This is a genomic window from Paenibacillus sp. sgz302191, from assembly GCF_057749925.1.
This window is the reverse complement of record NZ_JBYLHY010000020.1, coordinates 130729-152891: the sequence shown is the minus strand read 5'-3', so window position 1 is coordinate 152891 and position 22163 is coordinate 130729. Positions and strand designations below refer to the sequence as shown.

The window sequence follows — 22163 nt, the reverse complement described above, 5'->3', positions numbered from 1 at the left end:
TATATATATATCGAATTATAGTAAATTGCAACCAAACGACACTCAACTACATGCGTGCCATCTCATCACGAATACCTTTATATGGATTTCATCCCACAGTTAGGGTTTTGTTTGCAAAGCCAGTGGGTTTTTTTCGCAAAAACAGTTCATTTTGGTGAAAAGCCTGCGATTGTGCAGGAATTTTCGATGAAATTGAATGTAAACCCATGTTCGCGCTGAAAAGCCTGCACAATTGCAGGAATATTCCGTGGCCAGCGTCTCACCCGAGCAAAAGCCTGCACTTTCGCAGGCTTTCTTCGCGCACCAGGGCAAATGATGCGACCGCCTCTGGCGAGCGGAAGGTTCCTAGGGGTGACGTCTATGGCGTCATGGGGGTTTCGCAGGCTTTTCCCGCCGGCTGCGCCGGCACAACAAAAAAGCCGTCAGGGAAGTCACCCTGACAGCAGCGCATCAGCCATTATTGGCGAGGAGGAAATTAATGATCGCCAAGTCGGGAATTTTGTACCCTTCCGGGACGGCCTCTTTGATTTTGTTCCAAACGTATTCATTCACCCATATATGCGGGGTTGGCGTCATATCATAAAAAAAGGAGATATACATGTCGCTAGGAACCATGCGGTTTCGCCTCCTTCGTTACGTTTCCGTATATTTTCATAATTCTGCCCATCATGGCGTCTACAGACCAATAGTTCGAAGCCCATATTTGCGCAGTCATGCCTAAATGCTTTCGAAAGTCGTCGTTTTCAAGGAGAAGCCTCAGCTGTTCAAATAAAACCTCGATTTGGCCGGACGGAAAAACAAGCCCTGTTTGTCCGTGCAGCACCATTTCCGGCAGTCCGGCAGCGTCGGACACGACTACAGGCTTTCCGACCGCTTGGGCCTCGATAACGGAAAAAGGCTGGTTATCCTGAATGCTCGGCATAACGAAAATATCCGCCTGTTTCAGCAAATACGGCACATCATGGCGATATCCCAAAAACAAAACGTCGTGCTCTATGCCAAAATGAATGCACTGCTGCTTCAATTGCGCCGCCACCTCGCCTTCTCCGGCAATCCAGCATACCCAGTCATCGCGCACCTGCTTGAGCCGGACCAGAGCCGACAACAGATGATGAATGCCCTTGACTAAAGTAAGACGCGCCGTGCAAAGAATCGCTTTTTTGCCTGGCGGCGGGGAAAGCGGAGCGTCATAAGTATCCACTTTTTGCAGAAAAGCCGGGATATCTATGCCTGTCGGGCACACGGTTATTTTTTGTTCGGGAATAGCGAGCGTGTTGACATATATGTTTTTAAGCCAGTGATTCGACGTAATGATCATATCGCCCGACATCGGGCCTTCCCGTTCAAGAGCCAAATAATATTGTCCAACCTGCGTTTTTTGAAAATTTTCTTCCGTTAAAGCAGGATTGGCCGTTTGTGAAACGAGAAACAATTCTCGTGAAACGGCTCCATGAATATTGGCGATCAGCGGAATATGCGGCGGCTTGACCCGGCCGATCGCCCGGGCGGAAATAATATCCTGAGCATGGATGAGATCATACTTGTCCAGTCCGAAATACGCTGCTGCAAGTTCCATGCCAAGGCGGTCCGCTTCGGCACTCAAAATTTGCTGATTCGCAAAATAGTACGCAAACAAGGGCTGCTTCAGCTTTTCATGCAGCAAGGGGAGAAACTCCTGCTTCGATATCACTGCGTGATGATTGAGATGAAACCCTGTAGCGTCAGGAGTGCTGCCCAATATATCGACTTCATGCCCCATGGATTCCAACTGTTTTTGCAGCTGCTGCATGAAGGTCCAAACGCCGCCTAAATGAGGAATGATCCAATATGTGGCAAGCAATATTTTCAAGCATGTCCCTCCTTTTTAATCAAACTTTCATAAATCGATACCACTCGTTTCATCGCGCTGTCTATAGACCAGTTATCCGCGGCCCACTTTTGCGCATTATGGCCCAACCGGTGTCGATAGGAGTCATTTTCCAAAAGGAGTTTTACATGCTGAAATAATATGTCGCTTTGACCCGTAGGAAAAACCAGCCCCGTATGCCCGTGATCCACCATCTCCGGCAAGCCGCCGGAATCGGACACGACCACCGCTTTGCCGGCCGCTTGGGCTTCTATGACGGAAAAAGGATGATTATCCTGAATGCTCGGCAGTACAAAAATATCCGCCTGCTTGAGCAAATACGGCACATCTTGGCGTTGGCCTAAAAACGCAACATGCTGCTCGATCCCAAGCGCTGCGCTTTGCTGCAGCAGTTCGTTTTTCATATCGCCGTCGCCGGCAATCCAGCATACCCAATCATCCCGTTCCTGCTTCAGCAGCGCAAGAGCCGGCAAGAGGTGGTGAATGCCTTTGATTAAAGTCAACCGGGCCGTGCAGAGGATGATCTTTTTGCCGGGAAGAGGTGTCAATACGGAATCATACATATCGGCTTTTTGCAAAAAGGAAGCGATGTCCATCCCGTTATGGGAAATGATGATTTTATCCTGGGAAATGCCGTGCTCCCGAACGATCATTGTTTTCATCCATTGATTCGAGACGATCACCTTGCCGGCCGCCTGGATGCCGCTTCGTTCCAAAATCAAATAGTACCGGCCTATGAACGATTCTTTAAACTCATCTTCAGTCAAGTGAATGTTTTCGTTTTTCATTTGCAGGTACACTTCTTTCGGAATCGTTCCGTGGATACTGGCCAGCAGAGGAATATGCGAAGGCTTTACCCGGCTGATCGCCAAAGCCGCAATAGCATCATGGGCATGGATGATATCGTATTCGTTCAATCCGAAATAAGCGGCGGTAAGTTCCATACAATAGCGGCTGACTTCGGCGTACATAACCCGGGGATCCCGCAAGCCGGCGAACATCGCCTGATTTTTTGCATATAAGAGAGGGGTTAATTCTTGGATGGAGAGCGCCAGATTTCGGTTGATAAAATGGTATGCAGAGCCGTCCAGCGAATAGCCCATAATATCTGCTTCGTGCCCTCTTGATGTCAATTCTTTTTGCATTTGCAGCATATGAGCCGATACGCCGCCTACGTCCGGAATCCCCCATTTGGTCGTTAGAAGTATGCGCAATAGTTATCCCTCCTTCATGCAGCTATGACACGCGATTAACAAAAATATGCCGACTAGCCCATATTCCGAAGCAAATGCGTTTATATGGATTTATTTCTACTACATCTACAATGTATGAAAAAAAAGTATATGAGACTGTGCCATCTCCCTGAGCGAGTTACCTATTTTGCATGCAGGCGGCTGATAAATAAAAAAATCTACCTTCCGCTCCAAAAGCTTACCGATATCCTTTTTCTATCGCGTATTTCAATTCGACGTCCTGTCCGTCCATTACGCTTTCTTTGAACGTTTCTTCGTTCAGGGGAATTTTGATGTCGGGGACTGCGCCCCCTACCCCTGTCGCGTCAGCATCGCCTTGAATGACCCCGTCTTGATTAAGCGACCTTCCATCAGGGAATTCGATCACGTATCCTTCCGGCATCTTTATTTCTATGGGGCGGCTCATCAGTCCGAAAGAACCGGCCGTAGATGTAAACCCTACGATCTTAACGCGGGGCAAACCTTTTAAAACCAGCGGAATCCCTTCTCCCGAACTTCCGGTTCTGCTGTTGACCAATATGGCTACGTTTCCGTTGTAATACGGCTCCATAGGCTTGACTTTGACAACTTCATTGCGGTTCAGCTCAAATTTTCCCGTGTATCTATTGTAATAACTGACATATTCATAGTGCTTCTCCTCGTTGACAAAAAAGCCGGCCAAATTGGCGGCAAGCTGATCATCTCCGCCCGGATTGTTCCGAAGGTCGATAATCAGGCCTTTAATGCCCTTCTCCTGAAACAGTTTCAATGTATCAGCCAAGCTTTTTTCAGGTGAACCGACGTTTGAATTGGGAAGAAAATGCTTGATTTTCACATAGCCATATCCATTGTCGAGAATTTTGCCTTCGATGGGCGAGCCGTCCAAATCTGCTTGTGTGAGTTTTACTTTTGTCTTCTTTAAAGTCTCGAATTGATCGTCATAAGCGGTCAGGCTCGTTTTGACGGAGCCCGCTTCTCCCCAATTTCGAAACACCACTTGTATTTCCTTGCCGATTGGAGCCCGGACCATGAACCGCCCTTGATTGAACTTCTTCACTTCATCCGTTGCCATGCCGGTCTCGCTCCAGACAGTCCGGTCAAAAGCTTCTTTCCCGGATTTTCCGTCCCAGGCGATAATTTCCGCCCCCAGCTTGATGCCGCTTTTGAAAGCCGGGCTGCCTTCCAGAACAAAGCTGACAAGCACCTTGCCGTCATCCAGTTGAACGGTGCTTAGGCCAAAGCCGCCGCCCACCTCGTCTTTAAACACTTTGTTGCCGTCATATACGTTGTCGTTCACAATTTTGATATGCCCATCCCGCATAGAAAACAAATACTCTCGCAAAGTTTTGTAGTACAAGTCAATGTTTTTGTCTTTCTCGGCCTGTTTGAATATAGGTTCGTACTTGTCTTTTCGCTCATTCCAATCGATTTGCTTCCATGTTCCGAACGGATATTCCTGCGACAATCTCTCGTTCATTGCCAGAAATGCTGCGGAGTAGCTCATCCCGCTGAAATCGCCGGGCGGGTTGTAACGCAATACACCTGCGTACATAATCGCGAATACAAGGAGTACAGCCCCGCATGTGCAGCCTGCGAGCCTGAACAACCGAAACAACTTCTTCTTCGGAGCGGCCCAAGGCCGGCCTGACCGAAACAGTCTCCTGAGCGTGCACAAAAAAAGGATCAACACCAGCGAGTAAAGGACCAGAGCCAGCAGCGTAGCGTCTCCTGACAGCAGGCTAGCAATGGATACCAGCATGCCCAAACTCGGAAAATAATCCATCCATTTGTAGTATTTCTTAAAAGGTACTGCGTGCATCGTCAAAACGAATAGCGCAATGGCGCACAAAACCAGTTCATATACCGTCAGCCATTTCATCGAATCCATCGTGCCGATCATGCTCATTTCCAATCTCCTCCCATTCACTTTCTCCTAATGTTTCATGCATTACATTCGGAAGAGTAGTGGAGAAATATGAACGGAGCGTGAACGGATCTATGAGTTGGCAGGCGGAGCGGCAGGCAGTTGAACGACCACTGTCGTGCCTTGTCCTGCCTTGCTTTCTATATGAATGCTTCCTTGGTGAAGATCAACAATTTTTTTAGCGATGGCGAGCCCAAGACCGCTGCCCTCGCTGCGGTTCCGGGACCGGTCCGTCTTGTAAAACCGCTCGAAAACACGGCCTAACTGCTCCGGCGCAATCCCGATTCCGGAATCGGCTATCGTCACGGAATATCCGTTCATGCGGGAGTTTATCCGAATATGAATACGCCCGCCTTCGGGCGTAAATTTGATGCTGTTGCCAAGCAAATTTATCCACACTTGATTAAGCTGATCGCGATCAGCCGTTATTTTGACGGCCCTGAGCAGGTCCAGATCAATGCGAATGCTTTTTCCCGACCATAAAGGTTCGCAGCTCACGACTACTTGCCTGATTTGCTCGTCGAGATGAAATGTGTCTTGCTCCAAAGGATAGTGATTCGATTCAAGAGAAGCGAGCTTGAGCAAATTGTCGCTGAGCCTGGATAGTCTCCCGCACTCCGCCAAAATAATATCCAAATACTGCACGCGCTCGCCTTCGGCAATCAGATCGGTGTCCATTAGCGCTTTTGCAAACCCGGATATGGACGTTAACGGGGATTGAATTTCGTGCGATACATTCGAGACAAAATCTTGCCGCATCTGCTCCAACTGCCTGAGGCCAATCGTCATCTCGTTAAAGCTCTGCGCCAGTTCTCCCAATTCGTCCTTGCGCCGGGTTCCCAGCTCCACCTCGAAATCCCCCTTCGCAAGCCGTCTGGTCGCTTTGGTCAAATGTTTGATCGGCTTCACGACATACATCGCGGCAATGAGAATGCAGACGCTTCCCGTCACTAGGACGAACAATAAAATAGTCAGAAACAAGCGAATGATAGTTGCTTCGTTTTTGGAAGAAGGTTTCAGAAATAGTGCTTGACGCTCACCGTTGATCGGAAACGGCAGCCCGACGAATGTCTCATGATCTTCGGAGGTCGATCGGTAAATCCCTCCTTCCCGGACTTGTTGAACGGACTGCCGGGAAATCGCAAAATCGTCCGTGTCAGGACTATATTTAAATGATTTTACATCGCCGGAACCGGTGTATAGTTGTACAGAATAGGAGGTAAGCGCCACCATACTTTCCAGGAACCGATCCAAATTTTCCGGACTCGTCTGTTCGTAGACCCGAATGATCTCCTTGCCGGCAGCTATCAAATCGTTCTGTCCGATAGCATTTATTTTTTTCTCGAAAAGGGCAAGCCCGGCAAGAACGGATACGAGCAAGCCTACTGTCATTGCGGCCACAAACGTGAGCACGATGCGGACGTATAAAGATCTCGTCATTTATTCACCTCAAGCCGGTATCCGAGGCTGCGGACCGTTTCAATGCGGAAATGATTCGCATCGCCGGCAAAACGTTCCCTTATTCTTTTGATGTGAACATCGATGGTCCGGTCATCACCTTCATAATCCATCCCCCAAATTTGTACGATGAGCTGTTCTCTTGTAAAAATTTGCCCCGGATGGCTAGCCAGCTTAAACAGCAGCTCGAACTCTTTGAACGGAATAACCAGTTCTTCGTCACCGCGGAAAACTTTGAAAGCCAGCCGGTTCAACTCAATCTCGCCTAGCCGGATGATCTGGGAGGCAGCAATACGGTACCGTTTCAACAGTGCTCTGACTCTCATCACAAGCTCGAGTGGATCGAAAGGTTTGGTTACATAATCGTCCGTCCCCAACTGAAAGCCTTTCACTTTCTGTCCCGATTCACCTTTCGCCGTTACCATCAGAAGCGGAATGTCCGGATACTGGCTGCGGATCTCCCTGCACAGCTCCCACCCGTCCATATGGGGCATCATAATGTCGAGGATAACGACATCGACTGCCGAGTTTTCCATAACGGCAAGCGCCTCGACACCGTCAGCCGCCTCGACAATTTCAAACCCTTCGTTCTTCAAATACAGCGCCATGAGCTTGCGAATATGCGCATCGTCATCTGCGACAAGTATTTTGGCCATCTTACTGCGCCCCTTTGAATTCGTATATCGCCGACAGATCCCAGCGATTTCTATCTTATTCGACGAACAAGGGTTAGGACTCCTTTCCAAAAAGCAATAGTAATGCCACCCATTATTTCCGCCTCATGCTGCGGATCCATGCTTTTGTATCCTGGTCCACCCGGAAGGATTCGGTAATTTTTTGCAGCGATTTGTTGAAGGTGAAATCGTCCAGCGAATTGTTCGCCAAATACGCCATGGTTGGCTCGGGGAACTTCACATAGCAAATTGATACCGCCCAGGCAACCGCCATTTTGACGTAGTATCCTTCATGCCTGATGCCGTCCAATATGTGCAATACCCGGTCCACGTAGTTTGCTTCCACGTAAAAATCAAGCAGCATGACTACGCCGAAACGTATTTCATACTCTTGGTCGGACGACAGGTAGGGCTGCAAAAAGTTCCACACCGGCTCCATATTCGCTTTGGTAAATTTTAATCCTGTGCAAAAGCTGTCGCATACCGACCAATTATCGATTTTGGGCACAAAATCGGCGATATGGCGCAGTATTTCCGGCGCGTCTGCTTGTGCATATCCGATGACCATGCCCTGCAGCATGACTTCTTCAAAATATTCGCTTTCGGCATGTGCAAGATAAGCGCGCCAATCGCCCTTGGCGATCGACTTGGCCAGCTTGCGCAGCTCCGGCAGCCGGACGCCCAACACATTGTTGATATTCGGGATCAGCGCTGCGGAAAATTTTTGATAGCCCTCGTCCGCCAGCTCCAGCAATTGCGCTTTCAACGTTTTTTCCACCTATACTGCTCCTTACGCTTGATGTTTGCCGCATTACTCAAATGAAATAGCCCACAAATAAATGGACGCGACCGAGCCCAGCGGTGAATATGTGCGGCAGTATTGGTCAAACTGCTTTTTCGTAATCGTGCTGAGGCCGTACAATTTCATCATCCCGCGGCGTATGGCGATATCGCCCCAACTGACGACATCCGGGCGCTCCATGGAATTGATCAGCATCATTTCCGCTGACCATTTGCCGATTCCTTGAAGCGTCGTCAGCTTTTCGATGACTTCCGCATCGGACAAATCGTACAGCTCATCCAGTTGAAACAAGCCTTGGTCGACCATTTCCGCGATATGCCGGATGCAAACCGCCTTTTTCATCGTCATCCCGCATTTTTGAATATCGTCGGCAGACTGCCTGGCCAAATTGGGCGGAGAAATATCCCCGAACTGAACCTGCATGCGCTCCCAAATCGTTTGCGCGGACTTGGCCGAAATCAGCTGGCCGACAATGGCATGAATGAGCGCCGCAAACAGATCGGGAATGATAACGCGCTCCACCTTTCCCATCCGTGCCATCGCGGCCCCGAGCGTCTCGTCCACGCTTTTCAGATAATCGATCTCTTCCTGCCCATAGTCAAAAAACTTTGTTTGAACGGTTTGCAAGCGTTTTCCTCCACTACGTATTCAATGCATTAACAATAGTATACTTGAACAGACTCGAAAAGTAAGAAAAATCGAATATAATCGCAAGATAGCAAAATGAAGCGCAGCGCACAAAACCTCCGGCTCATCGCGCGAAACGATGAAACACGGAGGTTCTGCCTGCTGCGGTCCGGGGAACGGTCAGCCCTTTGTCGCCCCGGCGGCGCAACAAGCACGGGGACGATCGAAATGGCCGTTCCAGCGAACACCATATCCCACCGGGACGCGTATTCGCCGACGAAGCCGAAAATTTCCACGATCATCGTCTTCGGCTTTTCCGAAGGCGGATTACGCCGGTTTCACCCACTGCTCGGCACGAGCAGAACAAGGAGCAAGAGCCGCTACGCTTGGACGATGTTTACAATCGGATCTCTTTGGCCTAAAATGGCTAGTAATCCAACCGTTCAGGATGGAGTACTCTTCAAAGCAAAAAAATAGATAGGGAGATGAATCACATTGCCTTATATCAACCTGCAAATTACAAAAGGCGCCACCCGCGACCAGAAAGCGCAGATTGTGAAAGAATTTACCGATACGCTCGTCCGCGTGCTCGGCAAAAAACCTGAACATACGCATATCGTCATTCAAGAAATTGAGGATGAAAACTGGGGCTTTGCCGGCGTGCTTACCGATGATTTCAAAAAGCGGTAACTTGCTGTGCAACTCTCGGAGAGGAGCCGGAAGCATGGGTTAACGGCTGCTCGTTCTCAGACGCCAGTCGCCGGCAAATGCACGTAGAAAATTTGCGAAAATCAGAAACCAGAGGGGGCACAGCCGCTCTTCCCCAACCCGCCCCTCTACTGTTGGGGGGCTGAAGGGAGGGCAAGACCGCTTGACAGGGAGAAAAACCTGCGAAAGTGCAGGCTTTTTCCATGAAAGCAGCTCGTTTTGGCGAAAAGCCTGCGATTGTGCAGGAATTTTCGGTGAAAATGGCGCTGAGCGCAGGTTCACGGCGAAAAGCCTGCACAATTGCAGGAATTTCCCGTGAGCAGCGCATCCAGCGAGCAAAAACTGCACTTTTGCAGGTTTTCTGCACGCAGTCGACCGACCGCCGGCAGGCTGCGAAACTCGCGCGCCGGGGGCTGCGCGGTGCGATCAGCGGCTCTGGCGCGTGGGAGGCTTTCACGCTGCCAAGCCGCTTTGCAGGCCGCAGCGCCTCCCCGGCCCCTTCCCGGCTGCTCCTCCCGGAACAACGAAAAAGAAGCATCCAGACCCTCTGTCTGCGATGCTTCTTTGGCTTCCCGTTTTATGCGGGAACGGCCTTTTTCCTTACGAATCGTCTGTCCGCCAAATAAACGACGATCAGAGACAACAAGCCGACACCGATCGGTATGCCGAACGCTTCGTACGAAAATGGCGCTCCCTCAAGCTTAAGGTGGCTTGTGGCGCGGTACTCAAGCCGCTTGGCGGCGAATTTCGCCGTCCGGACATCTTCCTGCTTCGCCAAGTCTTCAAACGCAGGCTCCATCGCGAACCGCTGCGGCGCATCGCTGTGCAGATAAAGCTGCTCGGCTTTGCCGCCGTGCTCGTTCCAGCTTCGGATATCGTCCGCAGCGCGCGTCTTAACGTCAGCCCCGACAAAAATCATTTTGTCGAGCTTCGGAGCATCCGCTATTTGATAGCGGGCGACCAGATTCAGACCGTGCCGGGTTACTACCGGCTCGCGTTTGCTTGATATCGTCAATGTCGTCGTCGTGCCGGAAGCCCCATACGTGTCAAAAGCCGAGGACAACGCCAGCTCGTCGGCACCATCATACAGCAGAACCCCGTTCTTTTTCTTGCTCCACTGAAACGCGTTGTTCATAACATAGACGATATCGCTCAATCCGACCGTGAAAGGCTCCATTTGCGGATGCTGAACAAAATCGTAGGAAGGATAATTCATTGCCTTCGCCACTTTTGCCGCCGCCGGCTCTCCCATTTGCTTGGATATGACGTACAGCGTGGCATCGGTTCCCGAAGTCAGACCTGCCGAAGAGACTATGTTGCCGTCAGGCACGTAACGCTGATCCCTTTTCCAAGTCACCTCGGGATATGTTTTTTCCAATCTGGCGATTTCTCCCCAATGCGTTGCCGCAGACTTCCCGTTCAGCAGGCCGGTATCCGCCAAATTTTCCGCCCCGTTGCAGATCGATAGCAAGGTCGTTTCCTTGCCTGAGTGCTTCCTGATCCAATCGCGGACAGGCTTGTATTTCGCCTCATCCATAATCGGCATGAATGGGATCACGATCACATCCGGACCTTTGCCCGTCAGTTTGTCCAACTCGTCGAAAGTGTAATGCGGTACAACATCAACACCGCCGGTCAACGATTTGATGTTTTTGTCGGGAGCCGCCGCAAACACATTGTACGAGTCCGTCATGGAGAACATTTCGTATGGAACGAGAAAATCGAACACCTCGGTCACTTCATTCGCCAAAATAACGGCTACGGTCGGCTTTTTCGAATCATAGGCTGGAGCCTGGATGCTTTGTAAAGAAGCAGGAACCGGCTTATCGTAAACCGACATCGCCTCCTGCATCGTGCTCATGGAACCGATCGCCCCCATTCCTCCCACAACCAAAACAAAAACACACACATACACGATGAAACGCCATACTTTTTTCAATTACTTTCTCTCCCTTGGTTTTTTCTAGTTGCTTATTAATTACTATTTACCTCCTTAATTCAAGTGTATAGGGAGAAGACCAATTAATAAACTGACCCGAAGACTGTATTTTTCCCGGACTAAGGTCTAGCATTCTATCCGACGGAGTTACTTTTGTGCATGCCAAATGAATAATGACTGCATCTACTGCGGCCAAATGCTTCTTTTATTATCATAACTGACCGGCCCTTTTCTGAATATGACTCGATCGGGCTATTCTCGCAGCGCCGGCGAAGCATGGACTGTCATTCCGAGATCGCTTCGAGCTGCTTCGTGCCTAAACATATTTCCTTAATGTTCATCAGAAGTTGCTTCCTTTCTTGTTCTATATTTGCTTTTTACCCAGGCGGTAACGAAAAGAATCGTCGTTAATCCTCCCTCAATCGCCAAACTGCATACCGGAAACCAATTGTTAAAGTACAGAAAAGAAAACGAGGAATTGCTGCTAAAAGGAATCAGCGGGCTAGCCACAAAAAAAATGGCAAAACCAAGCACCCAGCTGCGGTGCGTTCGAGTTCCGAACAATTGAGCGGCCCCTTCCGACAAAACGTAATACAGCGTCGAAAACGTAATAAAGGTTCCGGAAATATATATCAGCATCAGCAAAATATCAAAACGCTCCAAAAAAGCCAAATGGATCACCCGGGTATACACGTAGGTCGGAAAATCCACATGGGTTGCCATGTAAGACCCAAGTACCGCTATGGAATACAGCAGCATAAGCGTCATAATGAACGAACCGAGAATAACCGCAGAAGCTTTCATGCGAAATGTCTGCTCCGGGGTCGCGAGATGCGGCATTAATAGGCCCATCATTATACATATGCCAAACCAGCTCCCTGGGTAAACGGCCCCCTTCACAGCCGGTCCGAGTCCATTTTCGAATTGGGGCAGCAAATTATGCAGATCCATCTCGGGAATAGAGAGCAGGAACAGAGCGACCGTAACGAGCAAAATGAGGATCGCGATAATTTGCGCCATTCTTGCGATCGATTCCAAGCCGCAATAAGCAGCCAGTCCCGCGGCCAGCGTCATCGTCGCCGAGAAGATGATTCCCGGCGTATCCGACATAAAGGAGGATGACAAAAATTTACAAAACAACCACATGGCCGATGCGATCACTACGAAAAAGAACAGGACAAAAGTGAAACCGATCAGCCACCCAATCCTTCCAAGTATAGTGCCGCTGTACTGGATAAGCGATTGATCGGGGTATCTCCGTCCCAACCAAAAAAGAATGTAGGCAACATAAATATCAATTAACGTTCCTATGACCATCGATAGCCATACATCTTGTTTCGCAAGCGCAATAAGCTGTGTGGGGAGAGAAAAATAGGTGAGCGAAGTAATCGAAACAAAGATGATAAAGAAAAACTGGCCGCCCGACAATTGGATTCGTTGCACACAGATTCACTTCCTTAGCACATCTTTTTTCATGCCGGACTTGATAATGCTGACCGATACGCTTACCTGCACATCCAGATTGGCAAGCTGCGTGTTCCAGTCGTTCTGCATCTTGTTCCACTGCCGCGGATATTTCCGATGAAGCGCTTCGCCGAACCCGATGATATCGCTGTTAAAAGCTCGATTTACTTTGCTTATGGTTTGCTCGAAGGACCGCTTCATTTGTTCCGATAGTTCCGTCTCAAGCGTCGCGTAGGTCCGGATATCCGCCAAATTTATTTTTTTCTCCGACATTTTGAGATCGGCATCGGCTTTAACACGAATGCGCATTGCCACCTTGTCGGCGGAGAGAACTGGAGTAACCTGAACCCGAATCCGGTTTAGATCGAAAGCGACGATTTTGGCCTCCCCGTCGGGCAGCTTGATTTCGAACATGCCGTCCCTTATCTTGCTTTGCAGCCAGGAAACGATCAGCGATTCGTCATCCATCAGCCACCCTGCAAGCTTGTCTCCCTTGAATACAGCCGTTTTGCCGATCATCATCGTCGACTGTCCGTCAGGGTCCGGCGCCACCGATATGCCTGCCGATGTCGCCTGGTAGCCCACTTGCTCCAGACGGGGCAGGAATCTGTACATCTCCATCGCCGATGAAGATGCCCGATTCCGCCGTTTGAAATATCTGCCCCACTCGTCAGCCGGAACGTCCTCCAATTCCTTCGATGTTTGCAGCGTATGACGGGCGGTTTGTTTGGAAATCAGCACCCAACTGCTCATATTTTGATGGCTGTCGCGCCAAAACAAATCCATATAATCCTCGATCCCCCGTCTGGCCAGCTTCTCGCCGATCAGCACGATTCTCGTCTGGGCCATAAACACGTTTTTTTTCGCTTCTTTGCGAATTTGATCCAGCGCCTCGTAAATCGTATCCCCGACAGCCGAATACATGGCAAACGGCCGCCGCTGCTCGGTTCCCCCCGCCGCCACAGGCAGCTTAGGGTTGACCAATTGGACGGTGACTTCAACCTGGCCGTTCGGAGCCGCATCCAAGCCGATCGCGGAAACAACAGTGATCTGATCGAAATTGTTCTGGCTCCAGCAGCCGCTGACAAGCAGCGGCAGACAGGCAAGAGCGGCTATTTTTATAAAGTCTGCGAACGTCGTCCGTTTTTTCACTTGCGATCCCGCCAATCATCGATGTCCTCTCATTTTTGACCAAAATGCCCATCGTGGAACCCTTGTTACGGCTTTCACAGCCTCATCCCGCGAATAAGGCGCAAGCGGCGCCAAATACGACATCCCGAAAGAGCGCATAGTTGTCAAATGGATGCCAAGCAAGAGCAACCCGATAAAAACGCCGTACAATCCAAGCAGCGAAGCGCAAATTAACATAAAAAACCGCAGCAAGCGCACAGCCCCGGACAATTCGACTGACGGAATGGTAAAAGACGCTATGGCGGTTCCCGCGACGACGATGATCGTCGGCGAAGATATGATTCCCGCTTTTACCGCCGAATCGCCGATCACGAGCGCCCCGACAATGCTGATTGCGCTGCCGATGGCGCGTGGCATGCGAACACCCGCCTCACGCAATCCCTCGAAGGTTAATTCCATCAGCAGCGCTTCGACCAACAGGGGAAACGGCACGCCTTCGCGCGAGGACAGGATGCTGCTCAATAGCTGCGGTGGAACTATTTCGGGATGAAACATAAGCACCCCGACATAAACCGACGGAAACAGCAAGGTAATGAAAAATCCGATAAAGCGAAGCCAGCGTATGAAGGTCGACACTGCATAGGATTGGTAATAATCCTCCGAAAATTTCATCAAATGGAAAAAAGTACAGGGCACAAGCAGCACAAACGGAGTGCCGTCTACGATGATCGCCACCCGGCCGTCGAGAATCCCCCCTGCCACGTCATCCGGGCGTTCTGTGCTGAAGACGGTCGGAAAAAACGAGGCCGGATTATCTCTGATCACTTCTTCAATATATTGCGACTCCAGCACGGCATCGATGTCGATCTGACTCAAACGCTCGCGCACTTCGCCAATCATCGTATCCGGCGCCCGATCTTGCAAAAAAACCATGGCAACCGAGGTATGCGTGGCCGTTCCGATCATCAATGACTCGACGCGCAGCTTCTTGTTCTTAATCCGTCTGCGGATGAGGGAAACATTGACCTCAAGCGATTCTACAAATCCGTCCCGCGGGCCGCGTACAACGACCGTGGATGCCGGCTCTTCAATATTTCTTATTTCGTAACCTTGCGTCCCTACGGTGACAATGCCCGAGAAACCTTCCGCAAGCACGATCGTCTGCCCTGAAAGCAGCATGGATACCGCCTGCTCTAACGAATCTTCATAAGATACGACCGCCGAAATAATGGAGTTGCTAAGCCACTCGTACAGCTCTTCCGCAGACTCGAACAAGCCGGCTTCCGGCGTCTGGTGGAGCAGCGGAGCCATAACGTTCTCATTAAGCAATTGCGCGTTGACCATTCCGCTGATCCAGATCACGGCGGCAGGGACCTCATTTCCCCCGATTATGCATTCCCGTACGGATAGATCGGAGCTGTAACCCATTTCTTTGCGGAAAAATTCGATTTTCTCTTGAAGCTGCCTGCTGTACATATCCTGCTGCACCTGGGGGCCCTCCCCGATAATCCGTATTCTTCCTATTATTCTCGAAAGCCATGCCAATATACGACAAAAAATTTAAATCGGGCCAGCGTTCTTCCGCTCTTCCTACCGGAACAACAAAAAAATGTTGACATTAAATTAGTTAGGTACCATACTATACCCATGGACAACGAAAATAAATTTCCCTCAATCAACGACGCCATTCCTTCGCTTCTGCAATCCAAACGCCAGATTGAGCGCTACAACCTTGACGTTGACGCGCAAGCCGTGCTCGTCGCGGCCAGGCTGATGGCCGCCGGAGCCAAGCTTGGACACGCGTCGGAAATTCATTTCTCCAGATTCGGTTTATCGACCGGGCGGTATCGTTTATTAGCCGACCTGGAAGATAACGGGGGCGAAGAGCTGCCCTCGCAATTGGCGGAGCATCTGGGCGTGACGCGGGCTACTGTCACCGGTCTTATCGACATTCTTGACCGGGATGGTCTGGTCTCCCGTCGGAGCAGTTCAGAGGACGGACGTCAGAGATCGGTCCTGTTAACGGAACAAGGTGCAAAAAAGCTGCGTGATATGGCTCCGGAGCATTTTGCATGGCTGGAAGCCATGGTCGGCTTGCTCAGCATTGAGGAACGAAGCGTCTTTCTCGAACTGCTTGACCGAGTGACGCAAGGTATCTCAGCGTTGGCGGACATATCAAGCGGAGGAAAAGAAACAAGCAAGAAACGGGTGTGACGGGCTGGAAAAACCGGCCCGTTTTATCCCCCATATAGTTAGGCTCCTAATTATATGAGATAGATGCTGCTAACTATTGGAGGGACATGGATGAGCAAAAGGATCATTGCGGACAAAACACAGCTCGCTTGCGTGACCAAGACAACGGGTTCCAGTTCGATGCCGTTTGTGCTGTGGCGTGAAGTTATTACTTCTTATGCTTCCCCTGCCATCATGGCAGGCATTGGAGGCATGGTTATCGGCGACCGGGATCTTCTCATCGCGGCAATGACTACGATCGGTGGAGCATCAGCCTTGATCGCCTGCATGATTGGTCTCTGGCTGCAGATCCGGGGGATCCGCAACCAATGGGTTGGCGGCGCAAATCCTTTGGTGGTGACGGGATTTTTCACAGGAATCGGGGTCGCGCTGGGCCTTATCCTCGCGTGGGTAACAACCGAGTTACTGGCAATGACGCTGCCGTTCGATCAATTGGCCTGGTTCGGCCGGGTGTGGAGCGATTTCGCTTTGTCCGGGGCGATCGCAAGCACGATCGTAACATGGCGATGGCGTCTCATTTTGAACAAAAGAAATTTATTCCAAGGAGAAGATTGATGATGATTGTTATTATTGGAGCAACAGGAACAATTGGCAGCGAGGTTTTAAAACGGTTGGCGGACTTGGGCATGCCCGCCCGCGCACTGAGCAGAGAGCCTGAAAAATTGCTTGCCCGGCATGGCGCAATAAACCGAACAACGCTTGAAATCGCATCTGCCGACGCTTCCGATCCCGAATCACTGCGCCGCGCATTTGCCGGAGCCAACCAACTTTTCCTCGCCATGTCCAACAGTCTAAAGCAGGTTGAGCTGGAAACAGCGGTCATCCGCGCCGCCGTTCAAGCCGGAATTGAACATATCGTCAAAATATCCAGTCCAGCCTTCGATCCTAAATCTCCGGTGACAGTCGCCAAATGGCATCAAGAAGCCGAACACTTCCTATTTAAATCCGGCATCGCTTGTACCGCCTTGCGCCCATATGCGTTTATGCAAAACTTGCTGCGCCATGCGCCATCCATCGCCGCTCAACACGTATTTTACGGCTCCATGGGCGATACTTCCTGCAATTTTATCGATTGCCGGGATATCGCGGAAGTTGCCGTTCAAACATTGATCCGCCCCGAGCTGGCCGGCCAGGTGTACACATTGACAGGTTCCGAGCTTTTCAGCTACCCGCAGATTGCAGCTAAACTTTCCGTCCTGCTGGGACGAACCGTCCGTTATATCAATATGGATCCCGAAGCGCTGCGACGCGATCTCATCCAGTACGGACACATGCCACCTTGGCTTGCGGATCATGTCGTGGAAATTCAGACGATGTCCATAGCCATCCCGGAAAAGCCTACGGACACGGTAGCCCGTTTGCTCGGCAAAGCCCCCCGCACCTTGGATGAGTTTCTGCGTGAGCATGCAGAACGATTTCAATAGCGGAATCACGAGCATTCGATAAAAAAAACGGAGCCCGCATATCCGCGTGGCTCCGTTTTTGTTGTTGCGCGCAAGAGACAGATTGGCAGCAGTTCCTGCGCGCCCGCTTCCAAGCCTCCCGGTTGCGGACAGGCTTTTATGAAGCAGTGCCTGTAACCGTCGTACCGCTCTTCGTAATTGTATATTGGACGATTTGTCCGCTCCAAAAGTGAAGCGTCAGTTTTATCGTTCCGTCATTCGTTTCAGCGAAGAAGTTCGGCGTAAGCGTAATATTGTTATTCGTATAATTGGGGGCGAATGCGTAAGCAAACTGCTTATACGAAGTCCAGTTTTGCGGACCGGCGTTGCCTCCGGTGGCGTATACGGCCTCCATGGTGGCAAGAAGGTCGCCGTTGAAGGACGCCGGAATCGCAAAGCTGCCGGTCGTGCCCGAAACGGCGCTCAGAGTCGGCGCGCTATGGTAGCGCACATGGATTTTCCAGGCCGGGCCCGAATTAAATTGGGCCGACAATACCGCTTTCTCGCCGAAAGCGCCGGAAGCGTACTTGGAGAGATAGCTTGCTTTGACGGTCAACACGCTGCCGTTTATCGTGTAGTCTTTGCCGGCTTTTAATGTAGTGCTGCCGTTCTTAAGTGAGACGAAGCTATTGCCGTTCAAATTTAGATTGAGCGCAGCGTCCTGGGCGGTCGCACCGTTCTTCAAGAAAATCAGATCGGTATCCGCGGCGGACGAACGTCCCGTCCAACTTTGCTTGATTACATTGTATAGGTCCGGATCGCTCCACGTGTATGCGGTGCGCTTAAAATGCTGGCCGTTATCCCAGAGCATATGGGTGACGTTCTTCGTTCTCGCATATTGCAGCAGGTAATCAAAAAACTTCAGCATCTCGCCGTGCTCGACCGCATCCAGGCTGCTGTCAAAGCCGAGCAACCCGTATTCCCCGAGGATAACCGGAATCCCCTTTGCCACAAACGTATTATAGGCGGCGTCAATCGATGTCTGGATATCGTTGATCGAAGTGGAATCAAATTTCGTATAGCCCGCAATGTTCACGCTGAACGGCCAAAACCCGTAATAATGGATGGTGGTAATTAAATTGGGGTCGTTCAGATTGACGATCGTGCTGTGCAGAGCATCCAAATACTGCTGTCCGGCATTTGTCGACAACGTAGGAAGAACAAGCGGACGAACGGCATTCCCGCCACCGGTACCTCTGACAACTTGGAAGAAGGCCGTATTCAGCTCATTGAGCAGCGTAATTTGCGTCGACGTATCCACATCGAACTTCGGTTCGTTGATGCTCTCGAACATCAGTTTATTGGAATGATTTTTAAAATTGTTGGCGATTTGAGTCCAAATAGCCTTATATTCGGCCAGCACTTGGTCATGATTCGCCCCCATCGTATTGACCCATTGCCACGAGTCGTGGTGCATGTTGATCATGACGTACAAACCCGATTCCAGCGACCAGTCGACAATTTGCTGAACCCGGCTTATCCACGCCGGATCGACCGTATAAGTCGGAGCCGGACCTGTGTGCTGCTTCCAGGTTACCGGAATCCGGATGCTTTTGAAGCCTTGGGCAGCAATCTTTTGAATAAACGCTTTGGTTACGACCGGGTTGCCCCAAGACGTTTCGTCAGCGCCTGTCGCGTCGAACGAATTGCCTAAATTCCACCCTGGCTGCATTGCACTGACATAGGTCTGAATGTTCGTTGGTGCGGCACTGGCCGAAGCGGTGAATGAAAAGAGACCAAACAACAAGAAAAAGGCCATCATCGCTGATAAAAATGATTTTTTTGTGTACATGACATACTCTCCTTTGCTTATAAAATGTGAACAGCCGCTTTCCGAACCATCCCTCCTTCGCCGGTCAAGTTCAACGCCACTATTATGATAGCGTTTACAAAAAATTTTACCAGTACTTGTTTTGTAAAAATACCCCAATAATTAACTATTTTCTCATTTAAAAATTGATTATTTTAATTGATTTCCAGTGTTTTGTGTGTTATGTTCGTAATTATTAAAGATCTTTAATAAGTTTGATGGCACGACTAATCGTACAAAGGAGTTTCACATGGAAAAGCTGCTTAGTGTCCGGCAAATTCAATTATGGCGTATTGCGATTTATTTTATTTTTGCTCTGCCCGGCTTTGCAATTGCATCCTGGGTATCGCGCACACCCGCTATACGGGATACATTGGGCGCCGCAACGGATGAGATGGGCTGGATTATTTTCGGATTGGCCGTAGGTTCCATTATCGGGCTGCTCTGCGCCAGTCACCTCATTGCAAGCAGGGGCGGGCGTTTTGTCATGGTGGCCGGATTAATCGTTACAACAATAGGGCTCCTAATCGTAGGAGCAGGCGCTTCGTGGCTGCCGTACGGGATCGTTGTGTTCATCGGGCTGGCTGTTTTTGGTTTTGGGAACGGCATCTGTGACGTAGCCATGAATGTAGAAGGAACGGCGGTGGAGCGTGCCGCCAAAAAGACGCTTTTGACGGGCTTTCATGCAGCTTTCAGCGTAGGCAACCTGATCGGCGCAATCGCCGGATCGGCTGCAGCCAGGGCTAATATCCCGGTGCTTGTTCATTTGGTGCTTGCGGCGATCATCGTATTGGTGTCAATTATTTATATATATCGATTCGTTCCTTCCGGAACGGGCCAGGATCGCACGGGCGATGCGGACAAACCGCCGATGACCGCGATGGATCTCTTGGCCGTATGGAAAGAACCGCGGACAATTCTGATCGGCATCATTGTTTTGGGAATGGCTTTTGCCGAAGGATCCGCGAACGATTGGCTGCCTTTGATCATGGTGGACGGCTATCAGGTCACGCCGGCAACGGGATCGTTCGTATACGGCCTATTTGTAGCCGCGATGACGATCAGCCGCGCAGCAGGCGGCATACTGCTGGACAAATTCGGCAGAGTCGCCATATTAAGGGCTTCCGCGGTGTCTGCCGTTGCCGGTTTGCTCATTGTCATATTCAGTCCGACTTATATGATCGCTTCGATTGGCGTCGTATTGTGGGGATTCGGCGCCGCATTCGGATTTCCTGTGGGCCTGTCTGCCGCAGGCGACGATCCCCGCGGGGTTGCTGCCAGAGTAGGGGCGGTCTCGACGGCCGGTTATCTTGCTTTCCTCGTAGGACCGCCTCTTTTGGGCGTAATCGGCAAATCCGTCGGATTGCTGCAGGCGTTGATCGTCGTGCTTGTCGGCGTAACCGTCGCAGGATTATTGTCCCAAGCCGCGAAGCCCGTAGGCGAGCGAGAACAAGACAGGAACATAACGTCTTCGGAAAAGCAGTCTGCGGAACTATAAGCAAAGGCTATTCCAAAAGCAGCGGCGACCGCTTAAGGAACAGCCCTTGGCAAGCTTCATCGTATTCCTTTGCCTGACGATTCCGTCCGCGAATCCCGGGCATATTTCAGCTTGTGCCCTTTGCGGTACTCATGCGCGGCCAGCATCGCAAACGCGATCAGGCTGCATACGCCGCAAAATTGCAAAAAAGCGGAAAAGACGCTGCCCTTCACTTCCGCGAACAGGAGCGAAAACAAACCGGCATTCACAGCTACTCCCAGAAACGTCGCAAACATAAAGAGCCCGGAAGTCCGTCCCGCTTGCTCCGGGGCATGCGAAGTCAGCAAATATGAATGTGCGACGACTCCAAACACTTGTCCGCACAGCAGCATCAGGGAACTGGCCGCAACGGAAAACAACGCGCCGGGAAACCATCCCATCGCCAGCAAAAATATGCCGACCAGCAGGCTGGACACAGCCATCAACGGAACGTCGGCTGCGCTTTTGCGCAATCCGGGAATCAGCAAAGTACCGAGAAATCCGCCTATTCCGTTGCCCAAATAAAAATAACTGAGCCCGATTTGATCGGTATGGTAAATGTCTCGAGCCGCAACTGCCGGAAACATGTTGATCACACCGGCTCCCAAATTAAGAAAAAATATGGATAGCAGGAGCACCCACTTTACCTTGGACGCATCCGGCGCAAATGCGGAAATTTGTCTGGCCTGCGGAGCCGCGGATAAGAATGCCGTTCGCCTCATAAAGACAAACAGGATCAAAACCGAAATGGCAAAGGTAGCCAAATCGATTATGATAATGCTCCTGAAGTTTAAAACAAGCAGAAGCAAGGAACCGCACATGGCTCCAAGCACGTTGGTCGCCCAACTGATATTGGATAGCACCGACATTGCCGAGGCTACCTGTTCAGGTGCGACGTTTTTCCTGATGATGCTGGACTGGGCCGATGTAAAAAGCGGAGTCGCCAAGCTCAATCCGACGATGACAATCAACGCCAGAATAACATTCGATAGACGGCTCATGTCCGACCAAATCATAATCGGAATCAATAGAAACAAACATAACAGGTCCAGCAGAATCAGGATAAAGAGGCTGTTATATTTATCCGCTAAAGGCGCCAGCCATTTTCCGCCCGCCAATATGGGCAAGTATACGCATAAGATCGTCCATCCGAGCAGTGTCCCCGCCCCGCCTTGTTTATCGAATATGTCATATACCGCCCCTGCCCGGAACATCCAATTGCCTAGCTGGCTGACGGCATAAGCGATGAACAGCGGCCATAGCGATCGGAGCCGAAGATGGGATTCCGGCGCAGCAGGCTGTGAGCTTTCCATGTG

At 50.6% G+C, this 22163-nt stretch carries 21 protein-coding genes; 7 read left to right on the top strand and 14 right to left on the bottom strand.

Going from position 1 to position 22163, the window contains the following annotated elements:
• Positions 1–450 precede the first annotated feature (450 nt).
• From AC3G2T_RS25280 to AC3G2T_RS25245, 8 genes are all read right to left on the bottom strand, one after another.
• Positions 451–615, bottom strand: coding sequence for a hypothetical protein (locus tag AC3G2T_RS25280; RefSeq protein ID WP_474679182.1), 165 nt, complete (start codon positions 613–615; stop codon positions 451–453).
• Positions 605–1849 (bottom strand): glycosyltransferase family 4 protein, encoded by a 1245-nt coding sequence (locus tag AC3G2T_RS25275; protein ID WP_488437317.1) that lies wholly within the window; start codon positions 1847–1849, stop codon positions 605–607. Before AC3G2T_RS25275 ends, AC3G2T_RS25280 begins: the two co-directional genes overlap by 11 nt.
• Positions 1846–3081 (bottom strand): glycosyltransferase family 4 protein, encoded by a 1236-nt coding sequence (locus tag AC3G2T_RS25270; RefSeq protein ID WP_488437316.1) that lies wholly within the window; start codon positions 3079–3081, stop codon positions 1846–1848. Before AC3G2T_RS25270 ends, AC3G2T_RS25275 begins: the two co-directional genes overlap by 4 nt.
• Before the next feature lie 217 nt (positions 3082–3298).
• Positions 3299–5005, bottom strand: a complete 1707-nt coding sequence (locus tag AC3G2T_RS25265) for a S41 family peptidase (RefSeq protein WP_488437315.1) — start codon at positions 5003–5005, stop codon at positions 3299–3301.
• 90 nt (positions 5006–5095) lie between these two features.
• Complete coding sequence (locus AC3G2T_RS25260) at positions 5096–6463, bottom strand: HAMP domain-containing sensor histidine kinase (protein WP_488437314.1); 1368 nt, start codon at positions 6461–6463, stop codon at positions 5096–5098.
• Positions 6460–7137 carry a response regulator transcription factor gene (locus AC3G2T_RS25255; RefSeq protein WP_488437313.1) on the bottom strand — a complete coding sequence of 226 codons (678 nt, stop codon included), beginning with the start codon at positions 7135–7137 and terminating at the stop codon, positions 6460–6462. The genes AC3G2T_RS25260 and AC3G2T_RS25255 overlap by 4 nt, the downstream gene beginning before the upstream one ends.
• Positions 7138–7249: 112 nt before the next feature.
• Positions 7250–7933: a DNA alkylation repair protein gene (locus tag AC3G2T_RS25250; RefSeq protein ID WP_488437312.1), complete on the bottom strand. Its 684-nt coding sequence runs from the start codon at positions 7931–7933 to the stop codon at positions 7250–7252.
• 33 nt (positions 7934–7966) lie between these two features.
• Positions 7967–8584 (bottom strand): DNA-3-methyladenine glycosylase family protein, encoded by a 618-nt coding sequence (locus AC3G2T_RS25245; protein WP_488437311.1) that lies wholly within the window; start codon positions 8582–8584, stop codon positions 7967–7969.
• A gap of 228 nt (positions 8585–8812) precedes the next feature.
• Between AC3G2T_RS25245 and AC3G2T_RS25240 the strand changes: the two genes are divergently transcribed.
• The 3 genes from AC3G2T_RS25240 to AC3G2T_RS25230 all read left to right on the top strand — a co-directional run bounded on the left by AC3G2T_RS25240 (position 8813) and on the right by AC3G2T_RS25230 (position 9918).
• A complete protein-coding gene (locus AC3G2T_RS25240; RefSeq protein WP_488437310.1) occupies positions 8813–9061 on the top strand; it encodes a hypothetical protein in 249 nt (82 codons plus the stop codon).
• 18 nt (positions 9062–9079) lie between these two features.
• The gene (locus AC3G2T_RS25235) at positions 9080–9274 is read left to right on the top strand and encodes a tautomerase family protein (RefSeq protein WP_474679190.1); all 195 of its coding nucleotides are present in this window, start codon (positions 9080–9082) and stop codon (positions 9272–9274) included.
• 221 nt (positions 9275–9495) lie between these two features.
• Complete coding sequence (locus AC3G2T_RS25230; protein ID WP_488437309.1) at positions 9496–9918, top strand: hypothetical protein; 423 nt, start codon at positions 9496–9498, stop codon at positions 9916–9918.
• Here AC3G2T_RS25230 and AC3G2T_RS25225 read toward each other — a convergent pair.
• The 4 genes from AC3G2T_RS25225 to AC3G2T_RS25210 all read right to left on the bottom strand — a co-directional run bounded on the left by AC3G2T_RS25225 (position 9870) and on the right by AC3G2T_RS25210 (position 15314).
• Complete coding sequence (locus AC3G2T_RS25225) at positions 9870–11231, bottom strand: DJ-1/PfpI family protein (protein WP_474679191.1); 1362 nt, start codon at positions 11229–11231, stop codon at positions 9870–9872. The two genes, AC3G2T_RS25230 and AC3G2T_RS25225, sit on opposite strands and share 49 nt — an antisense overlap.
• A gap of 330 nt (positions 11232–11561) precedes the next feature.
• Entirely contained in the window at positions 11562–12674 is a 1113-nt protein-coding gene (locus AC3G2T_RS25220) for a GerAB/ArcD/ProY family transporter (RefSeq protein ID WP_488437308.1), read from the bottom strand.
• A gap of 6 nt (positions 12675–12680) precedes the next feature.
• Positions 12681–13847, bottom strand: coding sequence for a Ger(x)C family spore germination protein (locus AC3G2T_RS25215; protein WP_488437307.1), 1167 nt, complete (start codon positions 13845–13847; stop codon positions 12681–12683).
• A gap of 15 nt (positions 13848–13862) precedes the next feature.
• The gene (locus AC3G2T_RS25210) at positions 13863–15314 is read right to left on the bottom strand and encodes a spore germination protein (protein WP_474679194.1); all 1452 of its coding nucleotides are present in this window, start codon (positions 15312–15314) and stop codon (positions 13863–13865) included.
• A 159-nt stretch (positions 15315–15473) separates the two neighbouring features.
• On the opposite strand from AC3G2T_RS25210, the gene AC3G2T_RS25205 reads away from it, so the two are divergent.
• The 3 genes from AC3G2T_RS25205 (at position 15474) to AC3G2T_RS25195 (ending at position 17503) form a co-directional block, all read left to right on the top strand.
• Positions 15474–16040, top strand: a complete 567-nt coding sequence (locus tag AC3G2T_RS25205) for a MarR family winged helix-turn-helix transcriptional regulator (RefSeq protein WP_488437306.1) — start codon at positions 15474–15476, stop codon at positions 16038–16040.
• A gap of 90 nt (positions 16041–16130) precedes the next feature.
• Positions 16131–16634 (top strand): hypothetical protein, encoded by a 504-nt coding sequence (locus AC3G2T_RS25200; RefSeq protein ID WP_474679196.1) that lies wholly within the window; start codon positions 16131–16133, stop codon positions 16632–16634.
• A gap of 2 nt (positions 16635–16636) precedes the next feature.
• Positions 16637–17503 (top strand): SDR family oxidoreductase, encoded by an 867-nt coding sequence (locus tag AC3G2T_RS25195; RefSeq protein ID WP_488437320.1) that lies wholly within the window; start codon positions 16637–16639, stop codon positions 17501–17503.
• 136 nt (positions 17504–17639) lie between these two features.
• Here AC3G2T_RS25195 and AC3G2T_RS25190 read toward each other — a convergent pair whose 3' ends face one another.
• The gene (locus AC3G2T_RS25190; RefSeq protein ID WP_474679197.1) at positions 17640–19313 is read right to left on the bottom strand and encodes a cellulase family glycosylhydrolase; all 1674 of its coding nucleotides are present in this window, start codon (positions 19311–19313) and stop codon (positions 17640–17642) included.
• Positions 19314–19581: 268 nt separating this feature from the next.
• On the opposite strand from AC3G2T_RS25190, the gene AC3G2T_RS25185 reads away from it, so the two are divergent.
• Positions 19582–20829, top strand: coding sequence for an MFS transporter (locus tag AC3G2T_RS25185; RefSeq protein ID WP_488437305.1), 1248 nt, complete (start codon positions 19582–19584; stop codon positions 20827–20829).
• Positions 20830–20885: 56 nt separating this feature from the next.
• Here the strand turns inward: AC3G2T_RS25185 and AC3G2T_RS25180 are convergent, their stop codons facing one another.
• Positions 20886–22160: an MFS transporter gene (locus tag AC3G2T_RS25180; protein WP_474679199.1), complete on the bottom strand. Its 1275-nt coding sequence runs from the start codon at positions 22158–22160 to the stop codon at positions 20886–20888.
• Positions 22161–22163: the final 3 nt, after the last annotated feature.